The organism is Mesorhizobium argentiipisi (SeqCode) (assembly GCF_037179585.1).
Taxonomy (GTDB): Bacteria; Pseudomonadota; Alphaproteobacteria; order Rhizobiales; family Rhizobiaceae; genus Mesorhizobium; species Mesorhizobium argentiipisi.
Genome location: NZ_JAPYKO010000009.1, coordinates 40,354 through 61,213, shown reverse-complemented (window position 1 = coordinate 61,213; position 20,860 = coordinate 40,354). Strand labels below are relative to the sequence as shown.

The window sequence follows — 20,860 nt, the reverse complement described above, 5'->3', positions numbered from 1 at the left end:
ATGAGCCTTACCGGGCAAGCATCAGACGACGGGAACCGCCTCCTCGTTCTGGCAGGCGGTCTCGTTGGCGCGGCCGGCGTGGCGCTGTCGGCGACGGCCGCGCATGGCGGCGGCGCCTTCACCGGCACGGCGGCCAATTTCCTGCTGATGCATGCGCCGGCATTCCTTGCCATCGGCCTTGCCGGCGGCAACTGCTGCCTCAGGATCGCCAGCCTCGTCCTGCTCGCGGGCCTGCTTCTGTTCTGCGGCGATCTGCTCGCCCGCGACTTTCTCGGCTCGCGGCTGTTCCCGATGTCCGCTCCGATCGGCGGCACACTTTTGATTGCCGGCTGGGTAGCGATCGCCGTCTCGGCGCTATGGCGTCCTCGACCGTAGGTATTTCCGGCGACTGTTTTTAATCGGCGCGCCGCTTGCGCTTGCGCGCAGGCAGGCCGTTGGCGCGGCGCCGCTCGGGCTGCTCGGTTCCGCGCGTGATGCCCCAATAGTTGCGGTAGATGTCCTGAAACAGATGACCAATCGGATGCATGACTGCTTCTCCTCAAGTTGAATCGATCCAATACATGGATGCGGAAAATGGCTCCGGTTCAGCCGGGCTTGCGCTCCACGAGGAAGCGCAGCTCGCGGCGCCAGGGACCCGCTCTTCCGCGCCGCTTCTGGTTAACGGCGGCCGAGGCGATGCCCCAGTCGTTGCGGTAGATGTCCTCGAACAAATAACTCACCGGATGCATGGCACCTTCCTGTGGGACCGCTCCATCAAAAAGTGGATGACTTGGATCGATTCAAATGTAGGTCTTAATCACGCCACGTCAAGCGGAATTTGAATCGATCCAACAAAAATGTTAGATAACCGGCAACAATTCGCCGGTCATGTTCTTTCCGTGACCGGATTCGGAGGAACGACATGGCATCACTCCTCGAAGGCCAGGCAAGACCGATCAGGCTGGCCGACATCGCCAGGGCCGCCGGCGTCTCGCATGGTACGGCCTCGAACGTTTTCAGCCGCCCCGAGATCGTGCGCGCCGAAGTGCGCGAGCGGGTCAAGGCGGTGGCGGAACAGATGGGTTATGCCGGTCCGGACCCGAAAGGCCGACTGCTGCGCGCCGGCAAGGTCAACGCGATCGGCGTCGCCACCACCGAGCCCCTCTCCTACTTTTTCGACGATCCATTCGCCCGCGTGATGATGGCCGGCATTTCCGAAGCCTGCGACGCCACCGGCGCGGGCATCGCGCTGGTGTCTGCCGCCAATCAGGAAAAGCTCGCCTGGAACGTCCAGAGCGCGCTTGTCGACGGTTTTATACTGTTCTGCATCGAAGGCGGCTCGCGTCTTGTCGACCTGACACGCGAGCGCAGGTTGCCCTTCGTCGCGCTGGAACTCGGTTTCCAGGACGAGACCGTGTCGGCCATCGGCGTCGACAATGTCGCAGGCGCGCGGCTCGCGGCGCGCCATCTCGCCGAGTTCGGTCATCGCCGCTTTGCCGTGCTGTCGCTCGGCTTCGCCGACAATCGCACCGGCTTCGTGACGCCGGAGGTGGTTCGCAGCGCCGTCTATACCGGCACGCGCGATCGCCTTGCCGGCTATTTCGAGGAGCTTTCGGGCTTCGGTATCGATACGGCGAAAATCCCGGTCTATGAGACCGAGAACGAGGAAAAAAGCACCAGGGCCGGCCTCGAGGCGATCTTCGCCAGGGGCGAACCGCCGACCGCGATCCTGGCGATGTCGGACCGCATGGCCCTGATCGCCATCGACTGGCTGAGAGCAAGGGGCTTGGCAGTGCCCGACGATGTTTCCATTGTCGGTTTCGACGGTGTGCCGGACGGCGCGCTGTCCACGCCGCCGCTGACGACGATCGCCCAGCCGATCACCGAGATCGGCCGCCGCGCCGCGCGCATGATCCTCGATCATGACGGCGCCGTGCGGCGCGAGACGATGGGGGTCGAGTTCGTCGTCAGAGGCTCGACCGGTCCGGCTCCGAAAGTCTGAGCAGGCTCAGGCGATTACGTGGGCTGCGTCAGTAACCGCCCACCCTCGCCGGCACTGGGTGCGCGCCGAATGGCGCACGCGCGGGCTCCTCGCGCACATGCTTGGCGCGGGACGGGCCGAGGCCGGCAAGCCATTCGAGATAGAGCGCAAGCGCGAGCTGCATGGCGATGCCGGCTGCGATCAGCAACGTATCGTAGGCCAGGCCTCCCGGATTGATCAGCTTCAGCACCTGCGCCGCCATGGCAAGCAGCGTGCCGGCGACGAACACAGGCAGCGAGCGCTTGCCCAGGATCGCCAGGGGATTGTCGGGCCGGACGCGGAACAGGTTGGAGACCGCCGGCAGCGCCACGATCAGATAGCTGACCGACAGAATGTGCAAGAGCCGCGGCAGCGACAGGAAGGTCTTGTCGAAGCCGCCGATCACCACCGGCAGGTTGAACCAGGTGATCTGGCCCCAGAGCGGACTGTGCACCCAGATCGCCGCGCCGACCACATAGATGCCGGCGGCACCAAGCAGCCACGGATTGGCCGGGATGCGCCCGCCGCGCTTCACATGCAGCATGGCGGCAAGGCCGATGTTGAACAGGAACTGCCAGGACAGCGGGTTGAGGAACCAGAGGCCGGGCTCCGGATAGTTCGGCGGCGCGATCTGCCAGATGCCGGCAGCGAGCCAGAGCAGGCCGGACACGATCAGCGCCGGCACCGGCCGATAGCTGACGAACAGCACGAACGCAGGCGCCGCCAGAAGCAGCGCCGCATAGACCGGCAGGATGTTGTTGTAGCCGAGTTGGTGGCCAAGCATGACGATGCCGAGCAGCGCCTGCGGCGTGTTGCGCATCAACGGCTCGATATTAATCATCGTCAGCATTTCCGGCCGGTGCACGAACAGCGCGGCCGCGCAAAACAGCGCGATCACCACCATCGTGATGACGATGTGGGAGATGTAGAGCACACCGGCGCGCCGCCACATCTTCAGCGTCGCGAGCAACCGGCCGCCCGGCTCGAACTTCGTGCCGTAAGCCAGCGCCACCGAGATGCCGGAGATCAGCACGAAAGCTTCGGCCGCATCGGAGAAGCCGAAATTCTTATAGGTCCAGTTCTCGAAAACCGTGCCGGGGACATGGTCGACGAAAATGGTGAGCAGCGCGAGCGCGCGCAGCACGTCGATACGGGTGTCACGATCGTTGATACGCGTATCGCGCTCTCCGACACGCTTATCGCGGTCGTTAGGAACAGGGGTGGTCATCGACAAAAGGCCTCAAAGCTGGTTGTTCATAGCCAGCAATGCGACCCCCGGGGCGCACCGCTTCGATTCCTCCCGTGGGGAGTGTATCGCCGCAGAAACGGACTGAAATGCGCCTGGTTCAATCAACTTTCGCGGAGCGCGAAAACATTCCGTTTTGAAGCCGGCAAATCAACAAATCTCTCATGGAATCAAATCGATATGAGCGCTTCCGAATATAGCGACGAAAACAGCATCCTGCGCGGGGATCTCACCTTCCCCTACCGTCTGCTGAGGCCGGCAAACGTAAGCGGCGAGTGCCTGTTCGTGCTGCACGGGTCAGGTGTCGACGAGACGACGATGCTGCCGCTGGCGAGGCAGATCGCGCCGGACGCGGTTATCGTCGCAGCGCGCGGCCGCATCCGCCAAGAGGACGGATTTCGCTGGTTCGAGCGAATCACGCCGACCAGCTTCGAGCAGGTCTCCATCCGTGCCGAGACATCAGCCTATGCTCAGTTCGCAACGGAAGTCTCGCGCCGCCATGGGCTCAACCTGCAGCATGCGACCTTCCTTGGCTATTCCAACGGCGCCAATGTCGTCTCCAGCCTGATGCTGCTCCACCCCGGCCTGGTCAGGCAAGCGGCGCTGTTGCGGGCGATGCCGGTGCTCGACAAACCGCCGATGACCGACCTCGGCGGCAGCCGCGTGTTGATCATTGCCGGGGCCGCCGACCAGACCTATGGCCCTTTCGCCCCTGCCCTGGTGACACTGTTCAGCGCACGCCATGCGGAGGTCGACGCGCGCATCGTCGCCTCGGGCCATGAATTCGGCGACGCGGACGCCGCGATCGTGCGGCAATGGCTGGCAGCGCCCATAGCGGTAGCCTGACCGGGCTGGCCAGGCGGGCTTCGGTGCGGCAATCAAAAAGGTCGAGCCCGCTCGCAATACGGGTCGTCCAGACACGCCTTGAGGGACGGGTGCTCGAGCAGCTTCCCGGGGAAAGCCCTCACCCCTGCCCCATCCGGTTCCAGGCGTCCAGACCGGCGATCTTGTAAGCCTCGGCCAATGTCGGGTAGTTGAAGGTGTTGTTGACGAAGAAGTCGACCGTGCCGCCGAGATTGATCACCGCTTGGCCGATATGGATGAGCTCGGTAGCGCCCTCGCCGACGATATGGGCGCCGAGCAGGCGGCGCGTCTCGACCGAGAACAACAGCTTCAGGAAGCCGCTTGAGACGCCCATGATGTGACCGCGCGAGGTCTCGCGAAAACGCGCAAGGCCGACCTCATAGGCGGCGCCGCTTTCGCGCACCTGCTCTTCTGACAGACCGACCGTCGAGATCTCCGGCACGGCGTAGATGCCGTACGGAAAGCTCTCGGGCGGCGGCGGCAGTTTGACGCCGAAGGCATGGCAGGCCGCCACCCGGCCCTGCTCCATCGACGTCGAGGCAAGGCTCGGGAAGCCGATGACGTCGCCGGACGCGTAGATGTTCGGCACGCTGGTCTGAAAGGTGTGCGGGTCGACCTTGATGCGGCCGCGGGCGTCGGCCTCGATGCCGACCATGTCGAGGCCGAGGCTGGCGACATTGCCGGTGCGGCCGGCGGCGTACAGCACCATCTCCGAGCGAATGGTGCGGCCATCCGCCAGCGTCACCTCGGCGTGGTCGGGTTCGAAGCGATCTCCTTCACCGTGCTGCCCAACCGGATGGTCATGCCGCGGTCGCGCATCTGGTGAATGAAGTCATCGACGATCTCGCGATCGATGAAGTCGAGGATGGTGTTGCGTGGCTCGACCAGTGTGACCGGCACGTCGAGCGCGGAAAAGATGGTGGCGTATTCGACGCCGATGACGCCGGCGCCGATCACTGTCAGGGTGCGCGGCAGATGATGGAGCTCCAGCATCTCATCGCTGTCGAAGACCCGCTTCCTGTCGAAGGGCACGTCGGCCGGACGATGCGGCCTGGTGCCGACGGCGATCAGCGCGTTGGCAAAGCCGACCTCACTGTAGTCGCCATTGTCGGCGGTCAGGCTGGCCTTGTTCGGCGTGAGGAACTTCACTGCGGCGCGCGCGCTCTTCACCGTATTGCGCATGAACTGATGCTGCAGCACCTCGACCTCATGGTCGAGCGTCTTGTGCAGCCTGTCGACCAGATCGGAGATCGAAATGTCCTGCTTGACCCGATAGCCGCGTCCGTAGAAGCCGCGTTCGCGCCAGCCCGAGAGGTTGAGCACCGTCTCGCGCAGCGTCTTCGACGGGATGGTGCCGGTATGCACCGAGACGCCGCCCAGGCGCCGGCCCCTGTCGACCACCAGCACCGACTTACCGAGCTTGGCCGATTGCACCGCGGCGCGGCGGCCCGAAGGGCCGCTGCCGATGACCAGCATGTCGTAGTCCATGAACCCGTCCCTTTGTGCGCCGCAGCAAGCTAGACCGGGAAGAATGTCATGTTCAACAGCCAACACCATTCGCCGACAGACGAATCCGCAATGCAACCGAATGCATGCGAAACCTTAACTGGACGGCAAGGCTTACGTGCAATGGTGCCAGCGAGGGATCACTTGGGGTAACAGAGTTGGCGATTTACAAAAGTGAGTCCCTTGTCGGGGCAGAAACGGGGTTTTGGTCCGGGCTGCGAAGCAGCGAGACCCTCACCGATCTGCGCGAGGGCCTGTTCCGTTTCATCGCGCTGGCCGTCGCCGCGGTCTTCGTCTATCGCGGCGCGTACCATATGGTCATCGATCCGGGCCGGCTGAACATCCTGCTGCTCATGATCTCCGACGTCCTGACTTTTACCTGGCTGCTGCTGGCGCGCCGACCGATTGTCCGCGACTGGAGCCCTTTCACGGTGTTCATCTCGCTGACGGCCGGTTTCGGCTCGGGTTTCGTATCGCTCCAGGACGGCATCGCCATTATCCCGCTCTATATCGCGGCGCCGCTGCAATTCCTGGCGCTATGGCTGGTGATCTGGGGCAAGATGTCCCTCGGGCGGTCCTTCGCTATCCTGCCTGCCAATCGCGGCGTGGTCACCGGCGGCGCCTACCGCTTCGTGCGGCACCCGATCTATGCCGGCTACCTGGCGGGGCACATCCTTTTCCTGCTTTCGAGCTTCTCGCTCTACAATTTCACCGTCTATGCGATCATCACCCTGTTCCAGATCCATCGCATCCTGCGGGAGGAGCGCATCCTGGCGCTGACCGAGGAGTATCGCGACTATCTCGGACGGGTCCGCTACAGGCTCTGCCCCGGCATCTTCTGACATCGCGCCCGTTCGTTGGCCCGCATGTTCCTTGAATTCAGGGCCATTCTCACCATTTGAGAAGGCAGGCACATACGAGTGCCGCGATCGAGGAACGACATGAACGCACGCGTATTGGACGGAGAGATCATCACGACGAGGTTCGAGGACACCCGCGCCTATCGCGGGGTGCGGACAAGGCGCATCTTTGCCTTCCTGCTCGACTATTTCTTCGTCGCGCTGCTGACCATTCCCTTCGCCATCCTGGTCGCCATTCTCGGGCTGTTGACCTTCGGCCTCGGGTGGGCGCTGTTTTCGGTGCTGGTGCCGATGGTTGCCATTCTCTACATCTGGAACACGCTGGGCAGCCGCGACCAGGCGACGACCGGCATGAAGATCATGGGCATCCGCCTGGAGAAGCTCGACGGCAGCCGCATCGACGGCATGACGGCCGTGGTTCACTCGGTGCTGTTCTGGGCCGGCAACGTCATCCTGACGCCGCTGGTGCTCCTGGTCACGCTGTTCTCCGACCGCAAGCGCACGCTGCACGATTTGCTGCTCGGCACCGTGGTCACCCGCACCGATATCTGACGGTGTCCAGGGCCGCGTTCATCGAACCGCCACGCCGCCTGCGCGTAAATATGAACAGGTCGAGGCCGTCGCGTCAGCACAATCCTGTTGAATTTTTCGTCGGCCGGGCCAAAGGTAGGGCGATTCGCAGGAGCGTTTCCAAGATTAGATGACGCAGCATCCGACCCAGTCGCCGCAGTTCTTCCTGACCGCGCCGTCACCGTGCCCCTATCTGGAGGGACAGTTTGAGCGCAAGGTGTTCACGCACCTTGTCGGCGACAAGGCGCCGGAGATGAACGATCTGCTGACGCAAGGCGGCTTCCGGCGCTCGCAGAACATCGCTTACCGCCCGGCCTGCGAATCGTGCCGCGCCTGCGTGTCGGTCCGCATCCTGGCACAGGAATTCAGCCCCAGCCGCAATATGCGCCGCGTCGTCCAGCACAATGCCGACCTCGTCGGCGCCATGCACGACGCGCAGCCTTCAACCGAGCAATACTCGCTCTTCCGCGCCTATCTCGATGCCCGCCATCGCCGCGGCGGCATGTCCGACATGACCGTGCTCGACTACGCGATGATGGTGGAAGACACGCATGTCGACACCAAGATCATCGAATACCGGCGGCGCGGCCCCGACACGTTCATCACCGGCAAGGGCCACGGCGAACTGATAGCTGTCGCGCTCACTGACAAGATGGCCGATGGCCTGTCGATGGTCTATTCCTATTTCAATCCCGACTTCGAGGACCGCTCTCTCGGCACTTTCATGATCCTCGACCACATCGCCCGCGCCAAGGCGATGGGCCTGCCCCACGTCTATCTCGGCTACTGGGTCAACGGCTCGCGCAAGATGAATTATAAGATGCGTTTCATGCCGCAGGAGCATCTCGGCCCGAAAGGCTGGGAGCGCTACGACCACGAAGCGATCAGTCGCTGAACCGCCCCACGCTTCATCCTTAAGCTGTTTCAAGGAGGAGGACGCTGGTCTTTCGGCCCTCAGGCTGGAAGGACCGCGGCATGGCCGCTGTGCGCCTCCTCAAGATTGTTTGCGAGACTGCCCAAGTGTCCACCCACACCGATCACCACAAAGGCCTCCTGATCACCGCCATAGGCGGCCTCACACTGACCATCGACATACCGCTGATCCGGCTTGCCGATGGCACACCTTGGACAATCATGCTGTTGCGCACCGGCACCACCTTGCTGGCGGGGCTGGTGATGTGGGCCATCTGGCGATCGTTCGACAGGAACGCGCCCCGGCTCATTCCGGGCTGGTCGGGACTTACCGTGGCATTCTGCTACGGAATGACCGGCATAAGCTTCGTCACGGCTGTCTATCACACCTCGACGGCCGACCTCGTCTTCATCCTGGCCTTCAACACCGTGTTCGCGGCGCTGCTGTCGTGGCTCTTCCTGAAGGAAAGACCACGACTTGCAACCGTGATCGCCATGCTGGCGATGATCCTTGGCGTGCTGATCATCGTCGGCGGCTCGGTCGGCACCGGGCATCTGTTCGGCGATTTCATGGCGCTGTGCTCGGCCTTCTTTGTCGCTCTGGCCATCACCATTTCGCGCGCCAGCGGCAAGGACATGGGCTTCACGGCGCTCGTCGGCGTCATCATACCGCTGGCGCTCGCCGCCTTCATGGTTTCGGGTGAAGGCTTCCACGTGAACGCGCCGTGGTGGATCGTCTTCAACGGCGCGGTGGTCATGCCGATTTCGTTCTTTTGCCTCGCCAACGGACCGAAATACATTTCCGGTCCGGAAGTGGCGATGTTCTATCTTCTGGAAACCGTGCTGGCGCCGATCTGGGTCTGGCTGATCTTCGCTGAGGCGCCCACGCGCAACAGCCTGATCGGCGGCACGATCCTGATCGTGACGCTGGTGGCGCATTCGCTGTGGCAATTGCATGAGGGCCGCAAGCGCCGTGCCGCGCTTGCCGTGGTTCACCCGGCCTGAACTTTCCTCGGCTCGGCCGCCGCTTCGATCTGCAGCGGCCCGCCGGCCTCTTCGGCGACAGGCGGAAGCTCGTCCATGATCTCGACCTCGCGCAGCCATTCGCGCCAGATGGCGACCAGCAGCGCCATCAACACCGGGCCGATGAACAGGCCGAGGAAACCCATCGTCTTGACGCCGCCGATTAGGCCGAAAAAGGTCGGCAGGAACGGCAGCTTGATCGGGCCGCCGACGAGCTTGGGCCGCAAGGTCTTGTCCACTATGAAGAGCTCGACCGCGCCCCAGATGAAGAGCGCCGTGCCAGCGAAAAGCTTGCCGCTGGCGGCGAGGTAGATCGACACCAAGGTAAAGGAGAGCGGCGCACCGCCGGGGATCAGCGCCATGATGCCGGTTAGCGCGCCGAGCGTCACCGGCGATGGCACGCCGGCCAGCCAATAAGCGATGCCGAGCACCAGGCCCTCGCCGATGGCGATGATGGTCATGCCCGTCACGGTCGAGGAGATGGTTGCCGGCACGACGCGCGAGATCCGTTCCCAGCGCGTCGGCAGGATGCGTTCGCCGAGGCGATCGATCTGGGCCGCAAAAGCCTCGCCGTCGCGATAGGCGAAGAACAGCGCGATCATCATGAACAGAAGCGTCAGCATCAGGCTGAAGGCGCTGCCGCCGGCAGCCAAGGCGCCGCGGTAGATGCTGCCGATGTTGGAGCCGCTGATCAGCTGGATCGCCTCGCCGATGCCGCCGGGATGGCCGAGATAGGCCGTCCACTGCTCGTTCAGCCACTGGCCGACGACCGGTATGGCGGCGATCCAACCCGGTGTCACCGCGCCGTGGCGATTGGTCTCGATCGCCCAGGTGACCCACTCGCGCAGCTCGTTAATGGCATAGGTGCCGGCAAGCGCGATCGGCACCACCAGGAAGGTGAGGATGAAAAGGATCGCCAAGGTCGCGCCGACCGTGCGGTTGCCGCCGACGCCAACGAGCAGCCGGCGGTAGAGCGGCCAGCTGGCAAAGGCGATGACGAGCGCCGCCAGCACCGGGAACAGGAAGCCGTGGAAGAAATAGACGCCGGCAGCGACGATCAGCACCAGGAGCCAGCGCGCCGCCGACAGCGGCGGGATGACGGCCGCCCTCAGCGGCGTCGACAGGCCGAACAGGCGCTGCCCCGGCTTCTGGATTTCAGCCCGCTTCAATCCGGTGTTTCTCCCTGCCCTATGGTTCATGGATGCTTATGCACCATCATAGTGCAGCAATCGTGACGATAGTCCAAATGATTGGGCGTCTCCCCCCTTGAGGGGGAGATGTCGCCGAAGGCGACAGAGGGTGCTAGCGCGTGGAGCGCCAGCGCCTTGTGCGACAAGACCGCGTCGGCGATCTATGCAAGACGACCCTCTCTGGCCTGCCGGCCATCTCCCCCGCAAGACGGGAGATTAGGTGCTAAATTTCCCCGTCCGCGGGAAACCCTTCGGCACCATGCGGCCGGCGGCGGCACGCGCTCCGATCCACTCGGCCAGCTCCTCGCGCGACTTGGTGAAGGTGCGGTCGGCCGAATCCTGCCAGGAGAGCCCCGTCTCCAGGGTGAAGGTCTTCAGGTCCAGCACGCCGCCGTCCTTGTATTTTTGCAGGCGCACGCCCTTGCCGCGCGCCATTTCCGGGATTTCGGCGAGCGGGAAGACCAGCATCTTGCGGTTCTCGCCGACGATGGCGAGATGGTCGCCGGAAACCGGTATGCAGCGCTTGGCCTCGTCCGGCGCCTTGACGTTCATCACCTGCTTGCCCTTGCGGGTGTTGGCGACGACCTCTTCCTCCGAGACCACGAAACCGTTGGCGTCGTAGGAGACGAGCAGCAGCCTGCGCTTCGGATCATGGACGAAGGCGGTGACGATGTCCTGGTCGTTCTCCATGTCGACGATGATGCGGATCGGCTCGCCATGGCCGCGCCCGCCCGGCAGCCGGTCGGCGCCGATGGTGTAAAACTTACCGCCGGTGGTGAAAACCAGGATCTTGTCCGTGGTCTGGGCATGGAACGCGAGCTTCAGGCTGTCGCCTTCCTTGAAGGTGAGCTGCGAATGGTCGGTCAGGTGGCCCTTCATGGCGCGCAGCCAACCCTTTTCCGACACCACCACCGTGACCGGCTCGCGCTCGATCATGGCGTGCGCGATGTCGGTCAGGTCGTGCTCGGGGGCATCGGCAAACTGGGTGTGACGCTTGCCGAGTTCGGTCTGCGGACCGAACGTGTCGCGGACCTTGGCGACTTCCCACTTGATCGTCGACCATTGCTTGGCGTCGGAAGCCAACAGGGCCTCGATCTGCTTCTTCTCGGCGGTGAGGCCGTCGAATTCCTTGCGGATCTCGATCTCTTCGAGCTTGCGCAAGGCGCGCAGGCGCATGTTGAGGATGGCTTCGGCCTGGGTGTCGGTGAGCGACCAGCGGGCCATCATCACCTGCTTGGGCTCATCCTCCTCGCGGATGATCCTGATGACCTCGTCGATGTTGAGATAGGCGATCAGGTAGCCGGCGAGGATTTCCAGCCGCTTCTCGATCTCGCCGAGCCGGTATTTCGAACGGCGGATCAGAACCTCACGGCGGTGGTCGAGCCACTCCTTCAGCACGCCTTTCAACGAAAGGACGTTCGGCACCTTGCCGCGCGACAGCACGTTCATGTTGAGCGGGAAACGGCTTTCGAGCTCGGTGAGCTTGAACAGCGATTCCATCAGGATGCCGGGATCGACGGTGCGGCTCTTCGGCACCAGCACGATGCGGATGTCTTCTGCGCTCTCGTCGCGGATGTCTTCGAGCAGCGGCAGCTTGCGCGCCATCAACAGCTCGGCGATCTTCTCGATCAGCCTGGCCTTCTGCACGCCGTAAGGGATCTCGGTGACGACGATGCTCCAGGTTCCCCTGCCCTGGTCCTCCTGGCCCCACTTGGAGCGCACGCGGAAACCGCCGCGGCCCGTCTCATAGGCTTCGAGGATCGAGGCGCGGCTGTCGACGATGATGCCGCCGGTCGGGAAATCCGGTCCTTGGACGAAATCCATCAGCTTCGCCACCGGCGCTTCCGGATGCTCGATCAGGTGGAGTGCTGCGTCGCAAAGCTCAGCCGCGTTGTGCGGCGGGATCGAGGTCGCCATGCCGACGGCAATGCCCGACGAGCCATTGGCGAGCAGGTTCGGGAAGGCGCCCGGCAGAACGGACGGCTCCTCGTCCTCTTCATTATAGGTCGGGCGAAAATCGACCGCGTCCTCGGTGATGCCAGCAAGCAGCTCGCTCGCCACCTCGGTCATGCGCGCTTCGGTGTAGCGCATGGCGGCGGCATTATCGCCGTCGATGTTGCCGAAATTGCCCTGCCCGTCGACCAGCGGGTAGCGCATCGAGAAATCCTGCGCCAGCCGCACCAGGGCGTCATAGATCGACTGATCGCCATGCGGATGGAACTTGCCCATCACGTCGCCGACGATGCGGGCGCATTTGGCGAAGCCCTGATCGGGGTTGAGTCTCAGCAGCCGCATGGCGTGCATGATGCGGCGATGGACCGGCTTCAGTCCGTCGCGCACATCGGGCAGCGCCCGGTGCATGATGGTCGACAGCGCATAAGCAAGATAGCGCCGCTCGAGCGCTTCCTTCAGATCGACCGGTTCGATTTTATCGCCGCCGCCATTGTCATCAGGCGGCAAAAGCCTTTTTCCCATGGATTTGGACTAGCCGAGCGGGTGATTCGCGGCAAGCGCCGCGTGAACATCGGCGCATTCGCCGCGGCCGTAGACACGCAGCCGGCGGTGTGAAGGATTTCACGGAAGCGGCGCCGCGACGGCTGCAATTTGCCGCCGATCTGCAACAGGCTTAGTCGGCAACATGATGCCGGCCAACATCAATCCGTTACATGCGGCCGCTATCTGGCAATGCAACGCGCTGGCGGAGGAAAGCCGCGGTCTTCATGACAAATTCACCGCATCGCGCAAAGGCTGCCGACCGCAGTTTGCTTTTCATCGCCGTTTTCGACAAATGTGCCGGGACATGCCTTTTTCCGTCCCGTTCGTCACGGAATGGTGATGGAGCAGGTTTCAAAACAAATTTCATCATAGCCAAATCAGGACAGGGAACTCGCCATGACGATCCAACGCTCGACGCTCAAGAAATTGGCTTTTTCGACCTTTCTGCTGACGCTGCCGCTCAATGCTGCCTTCGCCGCCGATCCGGCGGTGGCCGAGCGCATCAAGGCAGCCCTTGCCGCCCAGGGCGTCGACATTTCCTGGACAGGCGTCTCCGGCGACGATTCGAACGCCGTGCTGCAGGGTGTTTCCATCAAGCCGGCCGCCGAGAAGGAGGCACTGCCGATCGGCGACGTGAAGCTGGAAGGGGTCAGCGAAGCCAATGGGGGCTATGAGATCGCCACCGTCTCGACCTCGCCTTTCGAGCACAGCAAGGACGGCGTGACGCTCAATCTCAGCCCGGTGGTTATCCACGACATGAAGGTCCCGGCCGAAGGCGGCACCGATCCGCTCGGCTCGCTGATGATGTACAAGTCGGCGGAGCTCTCCAACATGACGGTCAAGGTCGGCGACAAGACGGCGTTCGCGATGGACGGGCTTGCCGTCCAGATCACCCCGCCGGCCGACGGCAAGGCGATGGATTTCACCGCCAACACCGAAAAATTCACCGCAGATCTCTCGCTGGTCGACGATCCGAAATCGAAGGAAGCGATCGAGGCGCTCGGCTACCAGAACATCTCGGGCAACATCGCGATGGCCGGCACCTGGCAGCCGAGCGACGGCAAGATGGAGCTGTCGAAATATGACATCTCGGTCGAGAACGCCGGCACGCTCGGCATGACCTTCAACCTCGGCGGCTACACGCTCGACTTCATCAAGTCGATGCAGGAGATGCAGAAGAAGCTCGCCGCCCAGCCGGAAGGCGCCGACAATTCCGCGCAAGGGATGGCCATGCTCGGCCTGATGCAGCAGCTTTCCTTCAATGGCGCATCGGTGCGCTTCGAGGACGATTCGCTGACCGGCAAGGTGCTCGACTATGTCGGCAAGCAGCAGGGCATGTCGGCCAAGGACGTTGCCAACCAGGCCAAGGCGATCGTGCCGTTCGGCATGGCGCAGCTCAACAATCCCGAGCTGACTGCGGAAGTCTCGGCGGCGGTCAACACCTTCCTCGACAATCCGAAGAGCCTGGAAATCTCGGCCGAGCCGCCGTCGTCGGTGCCGTTCGCGCTGATCATGGCCGGCGCCATGTCCAACCCGCTCGACCTGCCGAAGACGCTGGGCGTCAAGGTCAAGGCGAACCAGGACTGATCGAACTAGCTGCCTTCTCCCCGTCCCTATTCGGGGAGAAGGTGCCGGCAGGCGGATGAGGGGCAGCGCCGACGCTCGCGAATGAAATTCGATGCAGGACCGATTACCTGTTAGAAGGCCCCGCCTGCCACGGCGGCCCGTAAATCGCCAGCACCCGCGCTGCCCTCATTGTCCTGCCGGACATTTCTCCCCGTATAGTGACGGGGAGAAAGGGCAGTTGCTACGCTGCCGTCAGTCCTTCTTCGCCACCGCGACGCGCAGCGACAGCTCGCGCAGCTGCTGCGGGGTCGCTTCGGACGGCGCGTTCATCAGCAGGTCGTAGGCCTGCTGGTTCATCGGGAACATGGTGATCTCACGCAGGTTCTTGGCGCCCACGAGCAGCATGACGATGCGGTCGACGCCCGCCGCCATGCCGCCATGCGGCGGCGCGCCGTACTGGAAGGCGCGGTAGAGGCCGCCGAAGCGCTCTTCCACCGTCGCACGGTCCAGGCCGACCATCTCGAAAGCCTTGACCATGGTTTCCGGCAGGTGGTTGCGGATGCCGCCCGACGCGATCTCGAAGCCGTTGCAGACCATGTCGTACTGGAACGCCTTGATGCCGAGCGGCTCCTGGCCGTTGAGCGCATCAATGCCGCCCTGCGGCATGGAGAACGGATTGTGGGCGAAGTCGATCTTCTTCTCGTCCTCGTTCCATTCGAAGAACGGGAAATCGACGATCCAGCAGAGCTCGAACCGCTCGCGGTCGACGAGGTTCAGCTCTTCGCCGGCGCGCGTGCGCGCGGCGCCCGCGAAGGTGACGAACTTCTTCGGGTCGCCGGCGACGAAGAAGGCGGCATCGCCATCGGTAAGGCCGAGCTGCTGGCGGATCGCCTCGGTGCGCTCCTCGCCGATGTTCTTGGCGATCGGACCGGCGCCTTCGAGTTTTTCACCTTCCTTGCGCCAGAAAATGTAGCCCAGCCCGGGCTGCCCCTCGCCTTGCGCCCAGGAGTTCATGCGGTCGCAGAAGGCGCGGCTGCCGCCGGTCTTGGCCGGGATCGCCCAGACCTCGGCTTTCGCGTCGTTGGCGAGGATGTTGGCGAAAACCTTGAAGCCGGAGTCGCGGAAATGATCCGAGACCGCCTGCATCTCGATCGGGTTGCGCAGGTCAGGCTTGTCGGTGCCGTAGGTGCGCATCGCCTCGTCATAGGGAATGCGGCGGAATTCCTGGGTCACGGGCTTGCCGGCGGCGAAGGTCTCAAAGACGCCACGCAGCACCGGCTCCATGGTGGAGAGCACGTCGTCCTGCTCGACGAAGCTCATCTCGAGGTCGAGCTGGTAGAATTCGCCAGGCAGGCGGTCGGCGCGCGGATCCTCGTCGCGGAAGCAGGGCGCGATCTGGAAATAGCGGTCGAAGCCAGAGACCATGATCAGCTGCTTGTATTGCTGCGGCGCCTGCGGCAGCGCGTAGAAGGTGCCGGGGTGAATGCGCGACGGCACCAGGAAGTCGCGCGCGCCTTCCGGCGACGACGCCGTCAGGATCGGCGTCGAAAACTCGGTGAAGCCCACCTCGCCCATGCGCTTGCGCATCTCGGCGATGATCTTGGTGCGCGCGACGATGTTCTTGTGCAGCGTCTCGCGGCGCAGGTCGAGGAAGCGGTATTTCAGGCGGATGTCTTCGGGGTACTCCGGCTCGCCGAAAACGGGGAGCGGCAGTTCCTTGGCCGCCGACAGCACTTCGATCTCGCGCGCGAAAATCTCGATCTCGCCGGTCGGCAGGTTCGGATTGACGGTTTCCGGCAGCCGCGCCTTGACCTCGCCGTCGACGCGGATCACCCATTCGCCACGCACGGTCTCGGCGACCTTGAAGGCCGGCGAATCCGGATCGGCGACGATCTGGGTCAGGCCGTAATGGTCGCGCAAATCGATGAAGAGCAGCCCGCCATGGTCGCGCACGCGATGCACCCAGCCCGACAGGCGGACGGAATTGCCGACGTCGCTCTTTCTCAACTGGGCACAGGTGTGGCTGCGGTAACGATGCGTGGTCATGGGTAAAGTCCGGAAATTGCGGGGCGACGGCCCGGCTCGAAAATTGGCGCGAAAAGCGCATGAGAGGCCGGCTTTGTCAAGGCAAGCGGTCACGCAGGCGCGCTTCGGCCGTCAGGCAAAGTGGATTTGCGCGCCCCGGCTTTGGAAATCGGCGAGCGTGGCCGGAGGCGCGCTCTTTTCCACCACCAGATAGCGGATCGCATCCGCCCCCGCCACGCGATAGGGCGCGGCGGTGGCGAGCTTGTCATTGGTGACGGCAATGACGATGCCGGCGCTGTTTTTCGCCATGGCGCGCTTCACTTCGGCTTCGGCCGAATCGAAGGCGGTGACGCCGCGCGCTACATCCAGCCCGCAGGAGCCGAGAAAGAACAGATCGGCGCCGAGTTGCGCCACGGCGGCTAGCGTGTCGGCCCCGACGCAGGTGCCGAGATCGGGCACGTAGCGGCCGCCGAGCACGATCAGCTCGACCAAGGGAAGGTCCGCCAGAGCCGAGGCCACGCCCAGCGAATTGGTGGCGACGGTTAGCTCCATGTCGCGCGGGATCGCCCTGGCGATCGCCTCGTTGGTCGTGCCGCCGTCGATGAACAGCGACTGCCCTGAACTAAGCAGTCCAACCGCCGCCCTGGCGAGCCGCGTTTTTTCCTCGACCGCATGACGGCTGCGCTGGCTGAGCGTCGCGGCGGCAAAAGGCGCGGAGGCGACCGCGCCGCCATAGACGCGGCGCAACTGCCCGGCTTTCGCCAACTCGCGCAGATCGCGGCGCACCGTGTCTTCCGAGACGCCGAAACGGGTGGCGAGCTCGCCCGCCAGCACCTTTCCGTCCGCCGCCAACTGGTTCCGAATGAGTTGATGCCGTTCTTCGGTAAGCATGCATGATCCTATTTATTTGTGCACTTTATTGCATGTTTTGCCGGTTCATGCAACAAACGCAGTCGTGAACGAACCCGAGAGTTCGCCGTCATACTCCTTGTTGGATTGCCCGCGATGACCCTTGGCCTGAAACTAGCCCCCCAGCACCGCGTCTATGCGGGCTTTGCGATCTATTCCTTTGCCATGGGCAACATCTTCCCGCGCCTGCCCGATATCAAGCGAGCCATGGGGATCGAAGACGGCACGCTCGGGCTCGCGCTGATCGGCACGCCCATCGGCACCCTTGTCGCGCTGACGCTGGCGACGCCGATCCTGGAGCGTGTCGGCTTTCGTCGCGCGCTGCTCTGGCTGGTGCCGCTGCTTGGCCTTGCCTATGCCCTCGCGGTGCACGCGTCCGGCCCCGCCGCTCTGTTCCTGATGCTGCTCCCGGTCGGAGTGATGATCGGCAGCATCGAGATCATCTTGAATGTCGAGGCCGACAGGACCGAGTTCCTGCTCAAACGCCGCATCATGAACCGGGCGCATTCGTTCTGGAGCATCGGTTTCTTCGGCGCCGGCCTGTTCGGCGGCGCGCTGGCGCATCTCGGCCTGTCGCCGCAACTGCATCTGGCGCTGGTGGTGCCGATGGTGGCGGTTGCGATGGCGCTGTTCCTCGGGGGTTTCGAACCGGCGCCCGCCCGCTTCGCCACGTCCGGCGACAAGGCGCCGATGTTCGCCAGGCCGACGCTGCCGATCCTCATCCTCGTCGCGGTGACGCTGTCGGCCATGCTGATGGAAGGCGCCAGCATGGATTGGTCGGCGATCTATATGCGCACCGTGTTCGACTCAGGGCCGTTCGTCGCCGGGATCACGGTCGCACTGTTCGCCTTCTCGCAGGCGACGACACGCTTCTTCGCCGACAGCTTCGTCGATCGTTACTCGCCAAGCAGCGTGGCGCGCGTGCTGTTGGCGACGATGATGGTCGGCGTCTTCATCGTCTTCTTCTCGCCCCTGCCCTTCATCTCGATGCTGGGCTTTGCGCTTCTGGGCATCGGCAGCAGCGCCATCTTCCCGCTGGCGATCTCGGCTGCGGCGCAGCGCACCGATCGCGCCGCGGCGATCAATGTCGCGGCTCTATCGCAGATCTCCTTCGTCGCCTTCCTGCTTGGCCCGCCGCTGCTCGGCTTCGTGTCCGACCATTGGGGCATCCGCTCGGCCTATGGCATTGGCATACCGTTCATCGTGCTCAGCCTGGCGGCAGCGGGCGCGCTCGGCCGGCGACCGTCGTCGAACGCAATGCCGGAGGGGATAGGATCCGGCTCGACAGGAGAGAGGGTCCCGGCGCGAGCCTATGAAGCATGAACGGCTCGCGCGGCAGCGCCACTTAGCGAAGCTGGCCGCAGCCGCTTGACGGGCATCGCGCGATGGGGTGCGGGCACGCGGTGCGATTTCGTACGGGAGAACCCGACGATAGAGCCACCGCTTACGTCGCGGCGCTTGACGAAAGAGCGCGCGGCTGAAATTGAAAGAGGCCTAATACTGTGCCAAAAGCGATTTGATGCGCGTCATCACCACACAAGAAGAACTCGAGAGCGTTGTCGCGGCGTTCGAAAAGTCGGAATTCGTTACCGTCGATACCGAATTCATCCGCGAGACGACCTTCTGGCCGATCCTCTGCCTGATCCAGATCGCCGCGCCTGGGATCGAGGCGCTTATCGATCCGTTGGCGCCCGGCATCGACCTCAAGCCATTTTTCCGGCTCATGGCCAATGAAGCGGTGCTGAAGGTCTTCCACGCGGCGCGTCAGGACATCGAAATCATCGTCCATCTCGGCGATCTGGTGCCGCATCCGGTGTTCGACACGCAGGTGGCGGCGATGGTCTGCGGCTTCGGCGACAGCGTTTCCTATGACCAGCTCGTGCAGAAGGTCACCGGAGCCCGGCTGGACAAGTCCTCGCGCTTCACCGACTGGCGGCACCGGCCGCTCTCCGACAAGCAGCTCGAATACGCGCTTGCCGACGTCACCCATCTGATCAAGGTCTACCAGCATCTCAGCGCCGAGCTGGAGCGCGAGGACCGCGCGCACTGGCTGAACGAGGAGATGGACGTCCTCACCTCGCGCGAGACTTACGATCCGCATCCGGAGGATGCCTGGAAGCGGCTGAAGATGCGGCTGCGCAAGCCGCAGGAACTGGCGATCGTGCAGGCGGTGGCGGCCTGGCGCGAACGCGAGGCGCGCGAGCGCGACGTGCCGCGCGGCCGCGTGCTCAAGGACGATGCCATCTACGAGATCGCCCAACAGGCGCCGCGCGACGCGGCGGCGCTCGGCAAGCTGCGCACCACGCCGAAAGGCTGGGAACGCTCGGCCACGGCAACCGCGCTGCTTGGCGCGGTCAACGCCGCCCTCGCGCTGCCCAAGGACGCGATGCCGAAACTGCCGAAAAGCTTGCAGCCGCCGGAGGGGTCGAGCGCGGCGGCGGAGCTGCTCAAGGTGCTGCTCAGGATTGTCGCGGAGAAGGAAGGCGTCGCCACCAAGGTGCTTGCCTCCAGCGACGATATCGATCGCATAGCCGCCGAGGGCGACGAAGCCGACGTGGCGGCGTTGCAGGGCTGGCGGCGCGCCGTTTTCGGCGAGCAGGCGCTAAGGCTGGTGCGCGGCGAGATCGGCATCAAATTCGACAAGCGCCGGATCGCGGTGTTCGACCTGTAGCGTTAAACCAGCCCCAGCAAGTGCAACGCGAACCAGATCCAGGCGATGAGAAGTACGCCCGCGCCTAGGAAGAAGGCGCGGCTGCGGTGCAGCACATAGTTTCTGTCGAGATGCACCCAGGCGTGAACATAGCGCGTGACTATGAAGAGCCACATCAGTGCCAGCGTCAGATAGTTCACGCCGTTGGTGACGAACAGCGCCAGGCACAGCACGTGGAAGAGAACCGGCAGCTCGAACTGGTTGATCAGATTGTTGGCGACGGTGACGCTTGAGGCCGGCTCGGTCGAGCGGACCTTGTACTGGCTGATCCTGGCCTCGCCCGACTTCACGGCGAGATAGCGCCGCTTGAACATCACCAGATAGACGATATAGACCAGAAGAACATGCGCCAGCATCGGCCAGAAGATGGCGGTCTGGCGCATTTACTTACCCTCAGCGCCGCCGCTGCCCGGCCAGCACGAAGACCGCGATGACGAAGACCGGAATCGCCAGCAGCGCGAATTTGGTAACGGTCAGCGACGAGGCGAGGGCCAGCGAATCGGGATTGGCCAGCTGGAAATCGGAAAGCAGCCGCGCCAGCGCAAAATTCTGCGCGTAGTCGGCGACCGCATAGGGCAGCACCAGCACCAGCGAGAACAATGCCTGGAGCTGCGCCGGCATGGCGCGGAAGGTGCTTAGCCGCCGCCCGAAGGCGAGGATGAGGCTCACCAGCGTCAGCGACAGCAGCGCCGGGAACAAAAGATCGAATGTCAGGTAGTGCCAGACGATGATGATCTCGCCGCCGCGACGGCCGAGCGCGGTGAGCCAGGCCATGCCTTCGTCGGGCGTGAAGCCGGCGACGCGCATATCGAGTGAAGCCAGGCCGCCGCTCAAGCGCTGGAAATAGAGAAACTCCAGCGCCGTCATGACCAGGAACAGCGCAATCGAGGCGATGGAGAGCGCCGCCGCGTGACGCGACAGCCGCAGCACCGCCACGCTCAAATCACGCCACAGTCCCCGCTGGCGCTCGGACTGATCGGCCTG

At 63.8% G+C, this 20,860-nt stretch carries 20 protein-coding genes and 1 pseudogene; 11 read left to right on the top strand and 10 right to left on the bottom strand.

What is annotated here, in order from left to right; translation table 11 throughout:
- Nucleotides 1-375: a DUF423 domain-containing protein gene (locus O7A05_RS14725; RefSeq protein WP_337093800.1), complete on the top strand. Its 375-nt coding sequence runs from the start codon at nucleotides 1-3 to the stop codon at nucleotides 373-375.
- A 19-nt stretch (nucleotides 376-394) separates the two neighbouring features.
- Here O7A05_RS14725 and O7A05_RS14720 read toward each other — a convergent pair whose 3' ends face one another.
- On the bottom strand, nucleotides 395-526 hold the full coding sequence (locus tag O7A05_RS14720) for a hypothetical protein (RefSeq protein WP_337093799.1): 132 nt from the start codon (nucleotides 524-526) through the stop codon (nucleotides 395-397).
- A gap of 58 nt (nucleotides 527-584) precedes the next feature.
- Nucleotides 585-728, bottom strand: coding sequence for a hypothetical protein (locus O7A05_RS14715; RefSeq protein ID WP_337093798.1), 144 nt, complete (start codon nucleotides 726-728; stop codon nucleotides 585-587).
- Nucleotides 729-901: 173 nt separating this feature from the next.
- Between O7A05_RS14715 and O7A05_RS14710 the strand changes: the two genes are divergently transcribed.
- Nucleotides 902-1,981: a LacI family DNA-binding transcriptional regulator gene (locus tag O7A05_RS14710; RefSeq protein ID WP_337093797.1), complete on the top strand. Its 1,080-nt coding sequence runs from the start codon at nucleotides 902-904 to the stop codon at nucleotides 1,979-1,981.
- A 28-nt stretch (nucleotides 1,982-2,009) separates the two neighbouring features.
- Here O7A05_RS14710 and O7A05_RS14705 read toward each other — a convergent pair whose 3' ends face one another.
- On the bottom strand, nucleotides 2,010-3,227 hold the full coding sequence (locus O7A05_RS14705; protein WP_337093796.1) for an OpgC family protein: 1,218 nt from the start codon (nucleotides 3,225-3,227) through the stop codon (nucleotides 2,010-2,012).
- A gap of 198 nt (nucleotides 3,228-3,425) precedes the next feature.
- Between O7A05_RS14705 and O7A05_RS14700 the strand changes: the two genes are divergently transcribed.
- Nucleotides 3,426-4,091 (top strand): alpha/beta hydrolase, encoded by a 666-nt coding sequence (locus tag O7A05_RS14700; protein WP_337093795.1) that lies wholly within the window; start codon nucleotides 3,426-3,428, stop codon nucleotides 4,089-4,091.
- 118 nt (nucleotides 4,092-4,209) lie between these two features.
- On the opposite strand, the pseudogene sthA reads toward O7A05_RS14700, so the two are convergent.
- Nucleotides 4,210-5,597: pseudogene (gene sthA, locus O7A05_RS14695) on the bottom strand (Si-specific NAD(P)(+) transhydrogenase).
- Nucleotides 5,598-5,773: 176 nt separating this feature from the next.
- Here sthA and O7A05_RS14690 point away from each other — a divergent pair.
- The 4 genes from O7A05_RS14690 (at nucleotide 5,774) to O7A05_RS14675 (ending at nucleotide 8,962) form a co-directional block, all read left to right on the top strand.
- Entirely contained in the window at nucleotides 5,774-6,457 is a 684-nt protein-coding gene (locus O7A05_RS14690) for a methyltransferase family protein (protein WP_337093794.1), read from the top strand.
- Between the two features lie 99 nt (nucleotides 6,458-6,556).
- Nucleotides 6,557-7,027 carry an RDD family protein gene (locus tag O7A05_RS14685; protein ID WP_073989170.1) on the top strand — a complete coding sequence of 157 codons (471 nt, stop codon included), beginning with the start codon at nucleotides 6,557-6,559 and terminating at the stop codon, nucleotides 7,025-7,027.
- Nucleotides 7,028-7,175: 148 nt separating this feature from the next.
- A complete protein-coding gene (locus tag O7A05_RS14680; protein ID WP_337093793.1) occupies nucleotides 7,176-7,940 on the top strand; it encodes an arginyltransferase in 765 nt (254 codons plus the stop codon).
- 125 nt (nucleotides 7,941-8,065) lie between these two features.
- Nucleotides 8,066-8,962 (top strand): DMT family transporter, encoded by an 897-nt coding sequence (locus O7A05_RS14675; RefSeq protein ID WP_337093923.1) that lies wholly within the window; start codon nucleotides 8,066-8,068, stop codon nucleotides 8,960-8,962.
- Here O7A05_RS14675 and O7A05_RS14670 read toward each other — a convergent pair.
- Nucleotides 8,950-10,149, bottom strand: coding sequence for an AI-2E family transporter (locus tag O7A05_RS14670; RefSeq protein WP_337093792.1), 1,200 nt, complete (start codon nucleotides 10,147-10,149; stop codon nucleotides 8,950-8,952). The two genes, O7A05_RS14675 and O7A05_RS14670, sit on opposite strands and share 13 nt — an antisense overlap.
- 237 nt (nucleotides 10,150-10,386) lie before the next feature.
- Complete coding sequence (gene parC, locus O7A05_RS14665; protein ID WP_337093791.1) at nucleotides 10,387-12,645, bottom strand: DNA topoisomerase IV subunit A; 2,259 nt, start codon at nucleotides 12,643-12,645, stop codon at nucleotides 10,387-10,389.
- Between the two features lie 166 nt (nucleotides 12,646-12,811).
- Here parC and O7A05_RS14660 point away from each other — a divergent pair, with 166 nt between their 5' ends.
- Nucleotides 12,812-13,006, top strand: a complete 195-nt coding sequence (locus O7A05_RS14660; protein WP_337093790.1) for a hypothetical protein — start codon at nucleotides 12,812-12,814, stop codon at nucleotides 13,004-13,006.
- 56 nt (nucleotides 13,007-13,062) lie between these two features.
- Entirely contained in the window at nucleotides 13,063-14,253 is a 1,191-nt protein-coding gene (locus O7A05_RS14655; protein ID WP_337093789.1) for a hypothetical protein, read from the top strand.
- A 231-nt stretch (nucleotides 14,254-14,484) separates the two neighbouring features.
- Here O7A05_RS14655 and aspS read toward each other — a convergent pair whose 3' ends face one another.
- On the bottom strand, nucleotides 14,485-16,278 hold the full coding sequence (aspS, locus tag O7A05_RS14650; RefSeq protein ID WP_337093788.1) for an aspartate--tRNA ligase: 1,794 nt from the start codon (nucleotides 16,276-16,278) through the stop codon (nucleotides 14,485-14,487).
- A 111-nt stretch (nucleotides 16,279-16,389) separates the two neighbouring features.
- Complete coding sequence (locus tag O7A05_RS14645; RefSeq protein ID WP_337093787.1) at nucleotides 16,390-17,148, bottom strand: DeoR/GlpR family DNA-binding transcription regulator; 759 nt, start codon at nucleotides 17,146-17,148, stop codon at nucleotides 16,390-16,392.
- A 114-nt stretch (nucleotides 17,149-17,262) separates the two neighbouring features.
- Between O7A05_RS14645 and O7A05_RS14640 the strand changes: the two genes are divergently transcribed.
- Nucleotides 17,263-18,489, top strand: coding sequence for an MFS transporter (locus O7A05_RS14640; RefSeq protein ID WP_337093786.1), 1,227 nt, complete (start codon nucleotides 17,263-17,265; stop codon nucleotides 18,487-18,489).
- 196 nt (nucleotides 18,490-18,685) lie between these two features.
- Nucleotides 18,686-19,837 carry a ribonuclease D gene (rnd, locus tag O7A05_RS14635; RefSeq protein WP_337093785.1) on the top strand — a complete coding sequence of 384 codons (1,152 nt, stop codon included), beginning with the start codon at nucleotides 18,686-18,688 and terminating at the stop codon, nucleotides 19,835-19,837.
- Between the two features lie 2 nt (nucleotides 19,838-19,839).
- Here the strand turns inward: rnd and O7A05_RS14630 are convergent, their stop codons facing one another.
- Together O7A05_RS14630 and O7A05_RS14625 are read right to left on the bottom strand one after the other, a co-directional pair.
- On the bottom strand, nucleotides 19,840-20,259 hold the full coding sequence (locus tag O7A05_RS14630) for an MAPEG family protein (RefSeq protein ID WP_337093784.1): 420 nt from the start codon (nucleotides 20,257-20,259) through the stop codon (nucleotides 19,840-19,842).
- 10 nt (nucleotides 20,260-20,269) lie between these two features.
- Complete coding sequence (locus O7A05_RS14625; protein ID WP_337093783.1) at nucleotides 20,270-20,818, bottom strand: hypothetical protein; 549 nt, start codon at nucleotides 20,816-20,818, stop codon at nucleotides 20,270-20,272.
- Nucleotides 20,819-20,860 lie beyond the last annotated feature (42 nt).

What these genes read in the sequence shown, in the direction of transcription:
- O7A05_RS14725 (WP_337093800.1), top strand. Translation starts at nt 1, where the DNA reads ATGAGCCTTACCGGGCAAGCATCAGACGACGGGAACCGCCTCCTCGTT.
- O7A05_RS14720 (WP_337093799.1), bottom strand. Translation starts at nt 526, where the DNA reads ATGCATCCGATTGGTCATCTGTTTCAGGACATCTACCGCAACTATTGG.
- O7A05_RS14715 (WP_337093798.1), bottom strand. Translation starts at nt 728, where the DNA reads ATGCATCCGGTGAGTTATTTGTTCGAGGACATCTACCGCAACGACTGG.
- O7A05_RS14710 (WP_337093797.1), top strand. Translation starts at nt 902, where the DNA reads ATGGCATCACTCCTCGAAGGCCAGGCAAGACCGATCAGGCTGGCCGAC.
- O7A05_RS14705 (WP_337093796.1), bottom strand. Translation starts at nt 3,227, where the DNA reads ATGACCACCCCTGTTCCTAACGACCGCGATAAGCGTGTCGGAGAGCGC.
- O7A05_RS14700 (WP_337093795.1), top strand. Translation starts at nt 3,426, where the DNA reads ATGAGCGCTTCCGAATATAGCGACGAAAACAGCATCCTGCGCGGGGAT.
- O7A05_RS14685 (WP_073989170.1), top strand. Translation starts at nt 6,557, where the DNA reads ATGAACGCACGCGTATTGGACGGAGAGATCATCACGACGAGGTTCGAG.
- O7A05_RS14680 (WP_337093793.1), top strand. Translation starts at nt 7,176, where the DNA reads ATGACGCAGCATCCGACCCAGTCGCCGCAGTTCTTCCTGACCGCGCCG.
- parC (WP_337093791.1), bottom strand. Translation starts at nt 12,645, where the DNA reads ATGGGAAAAAGGCTTTTGCCGCCTGATGACAATGGCGGCGGCGATAAA.
- O7A05_RS14660 (WP_337093790.1), top strand. Translation starts at nt 12,812, where the DNA reads ATGCCGGCCAACATCAATCCGTTACATGCGGCCGCTATCTGGCAATGC.
- O7A05_RS14655 (WP_337093789.1), top strand. Translation starts at nt 13,063, where the DNA reads ATGACGATCCAACGCTCGACGCTCAAGAAATTGGCTTTTTCGACCTTT.
- aspS (WP_337093788.1), bottom strand. Translation starts at nt 16,278, where the DNA reads ATGACCACGCATCGTTACCGCAGCCACACCTGTGCCCAGTTGAGAAAG.
- O7A05_RS14645 (WP_337093787.1), bottom strand. Translation starts at nt 17,148, where the DNA reads ATGCTTACCGAAGAACGGCATCAACTCATTCGGAACCAGTTGGCGGCG.
- O7A05_RS14640 (WP_337093786.1), top strand. Translation starts at nt 17,263, where the DNA reads ATGACCCTTGGCCTGAAACTAGCCCCCCAGCACCGCGTCTATGCGGGC.
- rnd (WP_337093785.1), top strand. Translation starts at nt 18,686, where the DNA reads ATGCGCGTCATCACCACACAAGAAGAACTCGAGAGCGTTGTCGCGGCG.
- O7A05_RS14630 (WP_337093784.1), bottom strand. Translation starts at nt 20,259, where the DNA reads ATGCGCCAGACCGCCATCTTCTGGCCGATGCTGGCGCATGTTCTTCTG.